This is a genomic window from Belnapia arida (assembly GCF_016773205.1).
GTDB lineage: Bacteria > Pseudomonadota > Alphaproteobacteria > Acetobacterales > Acetobacteraceae > Belnapia > Belnapia arida.
This window is the reverse complement of the sequence record NZ_JAETWB010000070.1, coordinates 1-12,456: the sequence shown is the minus strand read 5'-3', so window position 1 is coordinate 12,456 and position 12,456 is coordinate 1. Positions and strand designations below refer to the sequence as shown.

General features: G+C 61.8%; 13 protein-coding genes. 7 read left to right on the top strand and 6 right to left on the bottom strand.

Annotated features, from left to right (window positions below; all coding sequences use genetic code 11):
* Positions 1–75 precede the first annotated feature (75 nt).
* The 3 genes from JMJ56_RS31285 to JMJ56_RS31275 form a co-directional block, all read right to left on the bottom strand.
* Positions 76–1,866 carry a flavin-containing monooxygenase gene (locus JMJ56_RS31285; protein ID WP_202835738.1) on the bottom strand — a complete coding sequence of 597 codons (1,791 nt, stop codon included), beginning with the start codon at positions 1,864–1,866 and terminating at the stop codon, positions 76–78.
* 141 nt (positions 1,867–2,007) lie between these two features.
* A complete protein-coding gene (locus tag JMJ56_RS31280; RefSeq protein ID WP_202835736.1) occupies positions 2,008–2,706 on the bottom strand; it encodes a hypothetical protein in 699 nt (232 codons plus the stop codon).
* A 328-nt stretch (positions 2,707–3,034) separates the two neighbouring features.
* On the bottom strand, positions 3,035–4,564 hold the full coding sequence (locus JMJ56_RS31275) for an ABC transporter substrate-binding protein (RefSeq protein WP_202835734.1): 1,530 nt from the start codon (positions 4,562–4,564) through the stop codon (positions 3,035–3,037).
* 306 nt (positions 4,565–4,870) lie between these two features.
* Here JMJ56_RS31275 and JMJ56_RS31270 point away from each other — a divergent pair, with 306 nt between their 5' ends.
* Positions 4,871–5,956: an SDR family NAD(P)-dependent oxidoreductase gene (locus JMJ56_RS31270; protein WP_236038974.1), complete on the top strand. Its 1,086-nt coding sequence runs from the start codon at positions 4,871–4,873 to the stop codon at positions 5,954–5,956.
* Between the two features lie 561 nt (positions 5,957–6,517).
* On the opposite strand, the gene JMJ56_RS31265 is transcribed toward JMJ56_RS31270, so the two are convergent.
* Positions 6,518–7,411 (bottom strand): LysR family transcriptional regulator, encoded by an 894-nt coding sequence (locus JMJ56_RS31265; RefSeq protein ID WP_202835730.1) that lies wholly within the window; start codon positions 7,409–7,411, stop codon positions 6,518–6,520.
* Positions 7,412–7,562: 151 nt separating this feature from the next.
* Between JMJ56_RS31265 and JMJ56_RS31260 the strand changes: the two genes are divergently transcribed.
* Positions 7,563–8,216 (top strand): hydrolase, encoded by a 654-nt coding sequence (locus JMJ56_RS31260; RefSeq protein ID WP_202835728.1) that lies wholly within the window; start codon positions 7,563–7,565, stop codon positions 8,214–8,216.
* Between the two features lie 768 nt (positions 8,217–8,984).
* Here JMJ56_RS31260 and JMJ56_RS31255 read toward each other — a convergent pair.
* Positions 8,985–9,176 (bottom strand): hypothetical protein, encoded by a 192-nt coding sequence (locus JMJ56_RS31255; RefSeq protein ID WP_202835726.1) that lies wholly within the window; start codon positions 9,174–9,176, stop codon positions 8,985–8,987.
* An 88-nt stretch (positions 9,177–9,264) separates the two neighbouring features.
* Between JMJ56_RS31255 and JMJ56_RS31250 the strand changes: the two genes are divergently transcribed.
* From JMJ56_RS31250 to JMJ56_RS36290, 5 genes are read left to right on the top strand one after another with little or no spacing between them, the layout of a single operon-like run.
* The gene (locus JMJ56_RS31250) at positions 9,265–10,317 is read left to right on the top strand and encodes an Atu2307/SP_0267 family LLM class monooxygenase (protein WP_202835724.1); all 1,053 of its coding nucleotides are present in this window, start codon (positions 9,265–9,267) and stop codon (positions 10,315–10,317) included.
* Positions 10,317–10,583 (top strand): cation:proton antiporter domain-containing protein, encoded by a 267-nt coding sequence (locus tag JMJ56_RS36305; protein WP_202835722.1) that lies wholly within the window; start codon positions 10,317–10,319, stop codon positions 10,581–10,583. The genes JMJ56_RS31250 and JMJ56_RS36305 overlap by 1 nt, the downstream gene beginning before the upstream one ends.
* Before the next feature lie 9 nt (positions 10,584–10,592).
* On the top strand, positions 10,593–10,802 hold the full coding sequence (locus JMJ56_RS36300) for a hypothetical protein (RefSeq protein WP_202835720.1): 210 nt from the start codon (positions 10,593–10,595) through the stop codon (positions 10,800–10,802).
* Entirely contained in the window at positions 10,802–11,374 is a 573-nt protein-coding gene (locus tag JMJ56_RS36295) for a cation:proton antiporter domain-containing protein (RefSeq protein ID WP_202835718.1), read from the top strand. Before JMJ56_RS36300 ends, JMJ56_RS36295 begins: the two co-directional genes overlap by 1 nt.
* Entirely contained in the window at positions 11,311–12,090 is a 780-nt protein-coding gene (locus tag JMJ56_RS36290) for an NAD-binding protein (RefSeq protein WP_202835717.1), read from the top strand. Before JMJ56_RS36295 ends, JMJ56_RS36290 begins: the two co-directional genes overlap by 64 nt.
* An 89-nt stretch (positions 12,091–12,179) precedes the next feature.
* Here JMJ56_RS36290 and JMJ56_RS34515 read toward each other — a convergent pair.
* On the bottom strand, positions 12,180–12,456 hold a 277-nt coding region (locus tag JMJ56_RS34515; protein WP_407927982.1), incomplete at its 5' end, for a hypothetical protein.

Genomic DNA, 12,456 nt, shown 5'->3' with positions numbered 1-12,456 from the left:
CCTTCCTGCGCTGGGCATCCGTCCGCCGCATGCTGCGAAGGCTATGTCAGAAAACCACATGATCCCGGATGGACTCTAAAGCGGACCAAGCTTCCCAAGCTCCATCGCCTTGATCTGCAGGGCAAGGTATTTCGAATTGATCCGGCATTGGGCCAGGCCGCCGGCGATGAACCACAAGCCCTGCTGCGGCGTGCGCTTGAACATGTTGCTCAACTCACCGTCGGCGCCGATGCCCCAAACTGGCCCGATGCGCGCCAGCATCTCCTCACCGAGGGCACGGCGGACGAGTTCTTGCTGCGGGTAATAGCCGGTTGCAAGCACGATGAGATCGGCGGGGACCATTGAGCCATCGTTCAGAAGCGCGCCGTCAGCCATGAAGCGTTCGATCCGCTCATACTGCAAGAGACCCAGCTGGCCTCTGATCATGAGGTCCGAACTGCCCGCGTCGAGGTTGTAGCCGCCGCCGCGGCGGAAATACTTCATCTGGTGGCCGGTCTCGTCTTCGCCGAAGTCATGGCGGAAACCAATGCGCTTCAGGCCTTCGATCATCTCACTGTCAAGCTCGTACATGCGCCTGGCGACGGCCTGATAGGCCTTGATGATCAGAGGCGGCGTCGCGGAGGCGACGATGAGGTCACAATCCTCGAGTGGCCCGCCTTCGTCCCAGATGGCCTCGTTCAGCCTGGCGCTCGGGTCGATCGAGACAACCGTGGTGGAACCTCGCTGAACGAGCGTGGTGCTCACGCCATGGCTGTGCAGATCGAGGGCGATATCATTGGCGCTGCTGCCGGTTCCCAGGATGAGAGCCTTCTTCCCTGTCCAGACCGCACCACTGTCGAAGTTCTCGGAATGTATGACTTGGCCCTCGAACTCGTCGAGGCCCGGCAGATCAGGGATCACCGGATAGCTGCTGACGCCGTTTGCAAAGACGAGGTGCCGGGGGTGGACGACGCGCTCGCTGCCGTCGGAGCGCCTCAGCCGGGCCGTCCAGCACGTGGCCTCGTCATCCCACGCGCCGCCGACGAATTCCGTATCCGTCCAGCAGTTGATCTCCATCGCATCGGCATAAAACTCGAACCAGTTCCCCAGCATGTCCTTCGGGATGTATTTCGGCCAGGTCGGTGGAAATTCCATGTAAGGCAAATGGTTGATGTGAATCGAGTTGTGCAGGGCGAGCGAGTGGTAGCGCTTTCGCCAGCTGTCTCCGATGCGCGGCCATCGCTCGACGACAAGCGTGTCCACGCCGAGCTGGTTGAGGCGTGCGGCGATCGAGAGGCCGGCCTGTGCGCCGCCGATCACGAGAACCGCGGGCTCACGGTCGTCGTAGGCGCTGGCCTTCTGGCGCATGTCGGCCCAGTTGTCGCCGCCGAAATTGCGGGAATAAGCGGCGCCGGTGGGACGATTGGCGCCGATCTTCTCCTCGTGCCCTGTCAGCGCGTCCAGCGTGGTCGAGAGAAGCCAGGCTTTCCGTGCGCCGACTTCGGCTGCCGGCGACAGGCGGATCAGGCCAGCGCCACGGCCCTCCGCCGTGCTGAATTCAAAGATCGCCTCGATGCTGTCGATGCCAAGGCGCTTCACCCGGCGTGGCGGCTTCCGATCATGCGGAAGGTGGAACCCGTGCGCCCCGATGCGTGCCTGTTCTGCGGCAAGGCGTGTTGCGATGCTCTCCCGCCCGGCGAACGGTGTGATGTGCCAGGTGAAGGCCAGGACATCTCGCCAATGGGCGTCGTCGTGAAACAAGGTGCCGAGCGACATGGCGTCCCGGGAGGCGAGCGCGGTCTCGAATGCCTTGAGCCAATCGGCGGCCAAACGTCGGATCTGGTGCGCGTGTTGAAACTCCTGCCAGGATTGATCGAGATCGTTCATCGCTACCTCGCCATGAGGCGTTGTTCTCGAAGCCCGCCTCCTGTCGAATGCTAACCAGAAGCCTCACCGGGCGTCCATCGCCGATCCCGGGGAAGGATACACTGCGTCCGGCAAGGACTGTTGAGCGTCCACGGCCCCTGGTCAGCGGTGGGGTAGCCAGATCTCGAACTGCCGCCTGCTTGCCCCGCCGTCCAGCAGATCGACTTGCCAAGTATTCCCCCAGCGATGCCGGAAGCGGTGCACGAAGGCGTTGGCTTCGGCGAGGTCGGCCTGGCTGGAGTACTGCAACCGTCGTATGGCAGGCACCCTTGGCTCGGCGTTGATGCTGACCAGATCGGCGCCTGCCTTGCGCAGCTCCTGCGCAATCCGCATCGCCGCCTCTCGGCCAGCGTAGGAGCCGTGGCGGTGATGGATGCGCACCATCGGCTTGCTCGGCGTAAGGCTTCCCTCCCCCACTTTTTCCTGGCCCGCATGAGGTGCATCTCGGCCTGCAACCAGCGAAGGCAGCGCCACCGGATCGGGCTGCGCAAGCTCGTGGCGCTGAGGCGCAACGGTGAGGCGTGGTGGCGATACCGCATTGGCCCATGCTTGCCCCGACTTCGGGGCCGGATCGTGTGTCATGGTTGCCGGAAACCCCGCCTGTGCAAGGCCGGTCGGCCAATCATCCAGACTTGGCCGTTTGGCTGTGCCGGAGCCCAGAAATGTCGAGAAGGTCAGGAAGGCCAAACAACACCAGAGGAAGGCTGCGGCGACGAGGACAGGGTAGGAGTTCCTCCTCTGAGTCCCGCCGAACGCCAATGCAGACATTCCGCCGCCAGACGGCAATCGCTTGCTCCACATGAACTCCTCCCATTCTTCTGGTTCCAGTCCCGAGTCTCTGATGGACAGAGAACAACAAGACTAAATATTTCCAAAAGAAAAGGGCCCGGGCGATGGGCGCAAGACAGACAATGTTGTGCGGAAACCACAGTGCTACTGGGCGAAATGGCACAATATCAACCGCCGAGCAACACATTTCGCCGATATCATTCCTTATTGGTTCTCGCTGCCGAACAGTCGCTGATCTATCCCAGGAATCGACCCGCAGATAAGGTGAGCCGGCCCCGGGGTAAAACTCAGGGCGGCGCGACGCTTCGGGTCTGCCGCCCTGTTGGTCCAGCGCTACCTGTCAGCTTATGCTGCCCTCCATAAGTGTTCCGAAGCGATCATAAGTCGTTCCATTGAAGCGCTGGAGTTGCATCTGCCGGATCGGCCGATAGTTGGTAGGCGAGGAGTTTAGCCGGATGCCGGGCAGCAGCGTTGGGATCTCCACGTCTTTCAGGTTGGTCGCTTGGCGCATGATGTTCTCGCGCGAGGCATCCTGGCCGCATTGCTGCAAAACTTGCGTCATTGCCTGGGCTGCGCTGTAACCATAGACCGAGTTCGCATCTGTAAGGTCGGCATCCGGCATGTAACGCGCCATGAAGGCTCGCCATTGGAGCATGCCGGGGTCCTGCGCCCAGGCCGGGTCGGTCGGGTCCTTGAGGTAGGCCGCAGTGGTCAGCCCCACCGCCTTCTCCAGCCCGGCTGGTTGGATCACGACGCCTACCGAGTTCGCGCCATAATGCACACAGGTGGTCGGCTTCCAGCCAATCTCGTGCAGTTTGCGGATAGCCATGGAGGCGAATTTTGCGGTCACCGCCAGCACCAACCCCTGGCAGCCATTGCTCTGCAGGCTGATAATTTGCTGGTCAATTGTGGGATCGGTGCTCTCGTAACTCAGCACCTTGGTCGCTTCTTCGAACTTCGACCCCAATACGTCGCGCACGCCATGGACATAGTCGCGGCCGAAATCGTCGTTTTGATGCAGAATGGCGATTCGTCCGCCTGGATGCGCTGCCAAGATGTGCTTGGCGTAGAGCTGTGCCTCAATGCGATAGCTAGGCGGAAAGCCAATAGTCCAAGGAAAATCCTGGTAGTTACTCCACTTGTCGGCACCGGTGGAGGGAAAAAGGTTTGGCACTTTGCGTTGATTTAAGTAACGCAGCACAGCACTATTGGTCGGCGTGCCGAGATTGCTGAATAAGCAGGCCACTTGGTCCTGCTCCACCAACCGCCGCACCTGCTCCACCGTTTTCGGCGGGCTGTAGCCGTCGTCATAGGTCAGGAAGCGTATCCTCCGCCCTGCGACACCGCCATCATCGTTCATTTTTCGAAAGTAGGCGTCCATAGTCTTGCCTTGAATGCCGAGGCCAGAGACCGGACCGCTGTACGACATGGTATTACCGATGCGGATCTCGGTTGCAGTAACACCGGGCGAGGCCTGGGCGGCGGCGATGCGCGGCGCACCAAAAGGGACGGTAACGGTAGCGGCCGCTCCTGCGAGCACCCTGCGACGGGTTGTCATGATGTTTTCCCTCCGCTGTTGGGCGGGGCCGGACATCCGGCCGCACCTCTGCAAGCCTAGCACCACCGTTGTTGCTTTCGACGAGAAACCATCCTCTTGTACAAATCGACGGAGCGAGCGCATCGAAGCCCATTTGTGGTCCGGACCATGCGGTGCGGACATGCTTGGGCGTCCAAGCTCCACCATTCGTTTCAGCACCTCGCCGGCGATCGCCTCCTCAGCTGCCTGAAGTTCTTCAGCGTGGGCACGCGCCCTTACCGACGCCCCGTTTGCATCGCGCGGTTTCGGCTTGTACCAGAGCGCGCCAGCCATTGCCTGAGACCCGCTGCCAGCCACGCGGCCGCGCACGGCGACACATCGTAGATACGGATCGCGCTGCGTCGACGCGGTCCATGGCCCCACTTCGCACAGCATTCGCGCGTGACGGCACAATGGTGACCTCCTTTGGATGGCGGATCAGCAGCGCGGCGTAGACGTTGTCGCGCAACACCTTGGCCGCCGTATTTCGGGATGCGGGCGGAAAGGCCGCCGGTGGGACAGCAATGCCGCCTTGGTGTCGTACGGCGTGCGCCAGGACATTGGTTCAGGTCTTGCTATGCTGGCCCATTCTTGGATTTCATGCGGACCCGATCTGGCAGGCTCTACAACCCCAAGCTCCTCGATGCGTACGATGGGGGCGGTGCGCCGAACGATCTCAACAGCGCCAGCGAGGTGGACGTCCGCTCTTTTGCGGAGGAAAGTGAAACAGCCTTTCGGCTGTGCTGGAGCCGTTGCCGTGATCGGCCTCATACGGGCAGTGGTCATCGAATTCCGCTCGCAACCGTCACGAAGCAGCCCGCGCTTGAATCCTCATACGCGGACGGTCAGCATGCTTCTGCACAGATAAATGTGTACGAGAGGGGGGAGAAGATCATGGATTTTAGCGGCAAGGTTGCCGTCGTGACCGGTGGCGCCAACGGGATCGGCCGAGCCGTTTCGCTGGGTTTCGCACATCGTGGAGCGAGGGTGGTAGTCGTTGACCGTGATGCCGAGGCGGGCGCCGCGGTGGCGGCTGAGATCGGAAGTGCAGCGATTTTCCACCAGGCAGACGTAACGCAGTCCGGCGATGTGCTCGGCTATGTTGAGGCAGCGCTCAACGCGTTCGGCGCGATTGACTGTTTCCACAACAATGCCGGCATTGAGGGGCGGGTCGCACCGACTGCGGAGTACGACGAGGCGGTCTTCGACGCGGTAATGGCTGTGAACGTTAAGGGTGCATTCCTCGGATTGCGGCACGTCCTTCCCGTCATGATTCGGCAGCAACGCGGGGCGGTGGTGAACACGGCCTCGATTGCGGGGTTGGTTGGAACTGCGGGAATGCCAGCCTACGTGGCCTCCAAACATGCCGTTATTGGAATGACTAAGGTCGCGGCAGGCGAAGTTGGTCCGCTCGGTATTCGCGTGAATGCGATTTGCCCGGGCCCGATCACGACCCGCATGGTGCAGGACATTGCCAAGCAGGTATCCCCAAACAATCCGGAGGGTGTTGAAGAGCGGTATGCGGCCTTGATCCCGCTCCGGCGCTATGGCACCGCAGAAGAGGTGGCGAACCTGGTTTTGTTCCTCTGCTCCGATCTCGCCAGCAACATCACCGGCGCGCAATACGTCGTTGACGGTGGGCGAACGGCAGCGCCCGTTGGCGTGTCACAGGGCAGCCTTCGGTAAAGCTTGCCTACTCGGATGTGTGCCTTAAATCCGACGGTTGACGCGCGCCGCCGACGACGAGCACATCGTGAGCGGTTCGGCGAAGCGATGAAATTACAGCCCTATCGCGTCTCGCATGTGCTGAGAATGGCTGGAGCAAGCCGATGAAGCGTCAAGGGCCTATCCAATAGGCAGGCGCTTCCGAGGCTATGACCGGTATAATCAAAGTGGCATGAGCAGCATCCTGCTTATCAGCGAGGCCACCTACACCAGGGCAATCGACATGCGCCAGCGCGTGAATGCCATGGGCCATCCCACAGTGCCCGTCCTCGCCCCCGTAGGCCCAGACTCCGGCCTGCCCAACAGCGATTGCTGCGGGTCCTCTTCGTCAGGTCCGATGTCGAGCCGCTGCCCTTGCCGATGCGAATGTCCAAAGTGGCGCGCCACCTTATGGCCGATTAGCCATGCGCGCGTTGAGCGGTGTTGCGGCAAATGGTACGTGCGGGCACTCGTTGAGCCCAGCGGCCACGCGTCGAAGCGACCATTGCACGCGGTCCTCAACAAGCCTTTGTCCCATTCATTTCAGCGGTCGAGACCCCAGCTATCTGGGTTCCGTGCAAAATACTCGATCAGCATCTCGGTGAGCACCCGCACCTTCCGCGTGGGATGCTGGCCCGGCGGGCGGACGACATAGGCGGCTCCCGGAGGGACTGGATAGCGTGGCATGATCGGCACCAGCGCGCCGGAGGCCACATGTTCCGCTGTGATACAATCGGGGAGCCAAGCGATGCCGAGACCTGCCACTGCTGCCGCTGCAAGCGCCGTGGCGCTATCGGCCTTGAACCTGCCCTGCGGCTGGATCGTGACAATCTTGTCGCCATCCAGGAACTGCCAGGTTTCCGTCCCCTTCATGAGGGCCTGATGGTCGAGGATCTGCTCCACCGCCTCAGGTGAACCCTGCGCTTTGATGTAGCCCGGGCTTGCAACAAGCTTTCCATGAATTGGTCCGACGCGCTTCGCAATCAGATTGGAGTGCTGAAGGTAGGCGCTCCGGATCGCGCAATCGAAACCTTCTGCGATGAGATCGACGAAGCGATCGCTGTAGGAGGTGTGGACGTGAAGATTCGGATGGAGTTGCGCCATTTCCGCAAGCACGGGCGCGAAATGGGTCGGGCCGAACGTAAGCGGCATGGCAACCCTCAGGCGGCCGCGCAATTCACCGTTCGGGAGGATCGTCTCCTTCGCCGCATCAATCTCGGCGCTGGCTCGGGCCGCATGGTCTCTGAAGGTGATCCCTGCTTCCGTAAGCGCGGCGCCGCGGGTCGTCCGCGCGAGAAGCTGGACGCCAAGCTCCGCTTCAATCCGAGAGAGTTGCCGGCTGACGATCGACTTGGAGAGGCCGAGCCGGCGCGCGGCAGCCGAAACGCCCCCGGCATCAGCCACTGCGATGAATGTCCGCAGATCCTCGATGTCCACTTGGCCGTTCCTTGTTTTGCGACACAGCTGGCCGGACTATGGCACTACCGCGTTACCGGAAGGAACGGCAGATTGCGCCCGGCAAGCGGGCCCGCTGGCACATGTCTTCGCAGAACCAGCGCCGCATAAGGTGGCAGCAAAGGACGCAGGAATGGACTTTCGTAACGGCCTAGCATCGCTCCTTCGTCCCGAGGATTCGGTCCTCGTTCTAATCGATCATCAGGCTTTTCAGCTTACGAACGTGAACAGCCATGATCCGCAGGCCGTGGTCAATAACGTGACCGCGCTTGCGAAGCTCGCAAAAGCCTTCAACGTTCCGACTATCCTCTCGAGCGTGCTTGCGGCACGCGGCGGCCTGCTTTTCAAGCAGATCACGGACGTCTTCCCGGACCAGGAGGTGATCGACCGTACCTGGGTGAACACCTGGGAGGACAAAAAGGTAGTCGACCTCGTCAAGGCAACCGGCCGCAAGCAGTTGATCATCGCGGGCTTGTGGACCGAAGTCTGTGTTGCCATGCCGGTCATCCAGGCCGCCGGCGAAGGTTGGGACGTGACCGTGATCACCGACGCGTCGGGTGGCGTTTCGACCGAAGCGCACGAGGTTGCCATCCAGCGGATGATCGCGGCCGGCGCGAACCCGATGACCTGGATGGCGCTGGCCGGCGAGTGGCAGCGCGACTGGGCACGCATCGAGCATGTCGAAGACCTGACGCGGATCATGGTCGATCACCTCGGTGGCACCGGCATCGCGTATCTGTGGGAGCAGCAGCTACTCAACACGCCGATTCCGGGCAACGCAGGCTGATGCGGGCGGGGTGGCAAGAATCCGGCAGGATGCATTCAGCAAGCGCTGAGTGCTGGCCGGCCCTCGTCATCCCGCCACGATAGGCCGCTGAAAAAGCCCGCGTCCGCCATCAACCGCGTCGCTTCGTGTGGGATGGCTTGCAGCGGTCGCTGACGGCTGTGCGGGCCTTGTCCTCGCAACGCCGGTCGCTGCGGTGTCTACTGCTGCGCAAGCACGGGTTGCGACTGACATCGGGCGCACGCCGACACTCACTATCAAGCGTTATCCCGAGGATTGGCCCTATCTCGCAGTTTCCTGCAGACGAGCGGGCCATTGGACTGAACGGCCGAAGTCCATCCATTTGAGTGCGGGTGAACCGCATTGTCTTTCAGCAAGATCGAAATTCGTTCGCGCTATGAGGGCCATGCCAATCTCCGTTAGGGTACGACGCTAGGCGATGGGTATGTCCGGCATCGCTTCATGCCCGACGCCGGCTTCTATGTTGGCAGCTCCGCTTGCCCGTCCCCCATCGTCATCGGAATCTCGGGCGTTCGCCGCGCCAACTGGCCTGTCGATACAACCGCGCCGACATGCCGCAGGCCTTCATCGAGGTGGAGTCGGATCTTGCGGAGGCAATCTCGCTGCGCCTGTCGGCAGGCGCCTCCCAGTCGCCAATCGGACAGTGCAACCCGATCCAGGTGCGGCCTTCCCTTATAGTCCCCAGCACAAGGATACCGAGTTATCGGTGTCGGATACTGCCAAATGGCGACCGAGCACCGGCAACGGCATCTATGTAATCTCGGGGCGCTCGTCCGCAGCGTTCAGGATAGCGATGCGTGCTTCGTCGGAACGCAGGCCGAGATCGCCATAGCCTGACAGGCAATGCCGAAGCTGGACCTTGCGGCTTCGGGCGGCGCTTTCCACCAAGAGACACTTTTCCGGGAAGGGGGCGGCGTAGCTCATAAAGCTGCAGAGCGTCATGACGAATTATCGGCTCTGACATGCGATTGCTCGCGGCTCCCGAACCGTGTCTTCCACCGCGCCACCGAATGCTTCGCAAGGATCTCTCATGGAAATCGGTATCGACAGCTTCGCTGCCATCCTCCCCGACCCAGTGACGGACAAGCTTCCTTCGGCAACCGATCGAATGGCCTCGCTCCTCGATGAAGTTGAGGTCGCCGACCGCGTCGGACTCGATGTCTTCGGTATCGGCGAGCACCATCGTGCCGAATTTCTCGATTCCGCGCCGGCGATCATCCTGGCGGCAGCCGCGGCCCGCACCAGTCGGATCCGGTTGACGAGCGCTGTAACGGTGCTGAGCGCCGCCGACCCAGTCCGGATCTTTCAAGAATTTGCAACTCTTGATCTGATCGCCAAGGGTCGAGCCGAGATCGTCGTCGGCCGAGGCTCGTTCGGCGAGGCCTATCCGCTGTTTGGCCTGGATCCGCGGGACTATGATGAGCTCTTCGCGGAGAAGCTCGATCTGCTCCTGAAGCTCAACGAGACGACCTATCCGATCTGGAAAGGTCGCTTCCGTGCACCGCTGGAAGGTCAGGGGATCTACCCGCGTCCCCATCAGCCGCGGCTGCCGGTCTGGATCGGCGTCGGCGGCACACCCCGGTCCTTCGCCCGCGCCGGCACGCTCGGCTTGCCATTGATGGTCGCGATCATCGGCGGCACCTTCGAGCGCTTCCGCCCGCTTATCGATCTCTATCGGGAATCCGGCTTTAGCGCCGGGCATCGCCCAGAAACACTCAAGGTAGGTGTCCATGCGATGGGCTTCGTCGGCGAGACCGACACGGCAGCCAGGGATGCATTCTTTCCGGGCTGGGCCCATCTGACGGGAATGATCGGCCGTGAACGCGGTTGGTCGCCGCCGTCGCGCCGGCAATTCGATGCCATGGCCAGCCCCGAAGGCGCATTCCTGGTTGGAGATCCGAAGACGGTCGCAGCCAAGATGCTCCATGTCGGCGAGGTGCTTGGGGGTGTCTCGCGCATCACCTTTCAGATGAGTACCGCCTCGCCCGAAACAGTGGCGATGAAGCGTTCGATCGAACTTCTGGGCAGCGAGGTTGCCCCGGTCGTCCGGGCAGCTACCCACGACACGAGGAAGGCGACCTAATGGCTGAAGCGAGCCTGGGGCAGATCATCGCTCCTGCGGTAGTGCTGATGAGCGCGGCCGTCGTTGCCGTGCCGCTGTTCCGGCGGCTCTGCCTGGGCTCGGTCCTGGGTTACTTCGCCGCCGGCGTGTTGGTAGGTCCGTCAGTGCTCGGGCTGTTCACCGATGCCCAATCCATTCTGCATTTTTCGGAACTTGGGGTGGTGATGTTCCTGTTCGTGATCGGACTGGAACTTCGGCCGCACAAGCTGTGGGCGATGCGTGGCTAAATCCTTGGATTGGGCCTTGCTCAGGTCGCCGCTGCGATCGCGTCCCTTGCGCTGACGGGCGTGGTGGTGCTCGGGTTGTCCGGTCCAGTTGCTTTCGTCGCCGGGGCGGGCTTCGTCCTGTCCTCGACTGCCGTCATCATGTCGGTGCTGCAGGACCGCGGAGAGATGTCGAACACCGAAGGCCAGAAGTCGGTCGCGATCCTCTTGTTGAGGATCTGATGATTGTGCCGCTTTTGGCGGTGGTTGCCTTTCTGTCGCCGCTGTCGCAAGGGAAGGCGGGATGGACCAGCATTCTGGTGGCGGTTGCGGCGCTACTGGCGCTCCTGGCGGTGTCACGCTGGGGTCTGAACCCGTTCTTCGCACTGCTGGCGCGAGCGCGGACGCGGAAAGTCCTGACGGCCGGCGCGCTGCTGGTGGTCCTTGGTGCGGCTCTGCTGATGGATGTCGCCGGGCTTTCAATGGCGATGGGCGCGTTCCTTGCTGGGGTGATGCTCTCGAGTTCAAGCTACCGGCACCAAATCGAAGGCGACATCGAGCCGTTCCGCGGCCTTCTCATGGGGCTGTTCTTCCTAGCCGTCGGCATGTCGCTGGATCTTGCCGTCATCGCGGCCGAATCGCGGTTCCTGCTGATCATTTGGTCGCTTTCACGGTCGCAAAGGGCGTCGTGGTTTATGCGGTGGCTCGGCTGTTTGGCGGCTCCAACCACCAAGCATTACACCGGACTTCCATGTTCCTGCAGGGCGACGAGTTCGCCTTTGTGCTCTACGTTGCAGCGACATCGGGCGGCGTGATCGATGCGCGAGAGAGTGAGCTGTTTTCCACCGTCATCATCTTGTCCATGGCCCTGACTCATCCGCTCATAATGGCGACGAACAAGATGCTTCGGACGGAAGCACCGATGGACGGCGTCGATGTCGCCCGCGACCTGAAGGGGCGGATACTCATCATCCGCTTCGGCCGCTTCGGCCAGATCGCGTCGCAGGCGCTTCTGTCCCGAGGCGTCGACCTCACTGTGATCGACAAGGACCCCGAGAGGATCCGTGACGCTGGACGATACGAATTCAAGGTCTTCTTTGGAGACGGCACTCGCCTTGATGTCTTGCATCACTCCGGCGCGCGACAAGCCGATGCTATCATGATCTGCATTGATCATCCGAACTCCGCGATGCAGATCGTGGAACTGGCTCAGCACGAGTTCCCGCAGGCTAAGCTTTTGGTACGAAGCTATGACCGCGGACATGCGGTCGAACTAATGCGCGCAGGTGTCGACTATCAGATCCGCGAGACGGTCGAATCCGCCTACCGAATGGGTGCGGGGGGCCTGCGAGCTTTGGGCTTTGCCGAGGTCGATATTGAAGAAGCAGGAGAGGACATCCGCAGACGGGATCATGAACGGCTGGCCGAGCAGGTGCAAGGCGACGCTATGTCGGGCATTGACCGGCTACACATTCGGCCCCTTCCGGAGCCACTTGGTAGACCTTTGGATCAAAGTGTACTTAGACGGTAGCGGTTCTGTTGCGAAGTTGCGAAGCTTCCCCGAACAGGTAAGAACCTCAGCATAGCGAAACGGTGGCGGTTGGCCTCAGGGAGGCTGGATCAGCCCTTCAAGGGCACCGTCAAGTTGCCAGCCCAGGGGCAAGCGAGGTGGTCAGTTGCGGCAGTGACCGGTGACAGGCAAGCCGCTGCAGCGACCTTGCTGACATCGGCCCATACTTCGAGCACACGCCGCCCTACGGCGTGATATTCATTGGCGGTGACGTTATCGCGGCAGAGATGCGAAAGGTTGGCGATCTGGTGGTCACGTCCGTCAACGTGGTGGAATTTGCTGATGGGCTGCGGGTGACCACGGCTCAGGCGGGCCGGGGTGGCAGTT

What these genes read in the sequence shown, in the direction of transcription:
- JMJ56_RS31250 (WP_202835724.1), top strand. Translation starts at nt 9,265, where the DNA reads ATGGAAATCGGTATCGACAGCTTCGCTGCCATCCTCCCCGACCCAGTG.
- JMJ56_RS31255 (WP_202835726.1), bottom strand. Translation starts at nt 9,176, where the DNA reads ATGACGCTCTGCAGCTTTATGAGCTACGCCGCCCCCTTCCCGGAAAAG.
- JMJ56_RS31260 (WP_202835728.1), top strand. Translation starts at nt 7,563, where the DNA reads ATGGACTTTCGTAACGGCCTAGCATCGCTCCTTCGTCCCGAGGATTCG.
- JMJ56_RS31280 (WP_202835736.1), bottom strand. Translation starts at nt 2,706, where the DNA reads ATGTGGAGCAAGCGATTGCCGTCTGGCGGCGGAATGTCTGCATTGGCG.
- JMJ56_RS31275 (WP_202835734.1), bottom strand. Translation starts at nt 4,564, where the DNA reads ATGGCTGGCGCGCTCTGGTACAAGCCGAAACCGCGCGATGCAAACGGG.
- JMJ56_RS36295 (WP_202835718.1), top strand. Translation starts at nt 10,802, where the DNA reads ATGATTGTGCCGCTTTTGGCGGTGGTTGCCTTTCTGTCGCCGCTGTCG.
- JMJ56_RS36305 (WP_202835722.1), top strand. Translation starts at nt 10,317, where the DNA reads ATGGCTGAAGCGAGCCTGGGGCAGATCATCGCTCCTGCGGTAGTGCTG.
- JMJ56_RS36290 (WP_202835717.1), top strand. Translation starts at nt 11,311, where the DNA reads ATGTTCCTGCAGGGCGACGAGTTCGCCTTTGTGCTCTACGTTGCAGCG.
- JMJ56_RS31270 (WP_236038974.1), top strand. Translation starts at nt 4,871, where the DNA reads ATGCGGACCCGATCTGGCAGGCTCTACAACCCCAAGCTCCTCGATGCG.
- JMJ56_RS31285 (WP_202835738.1), bottom strand. Translation starts at nt 1,866, where the DNA reads ATGAACGATCTCGATCAATCCTGGCAGGAGTTTCAACACGCGCACCAG.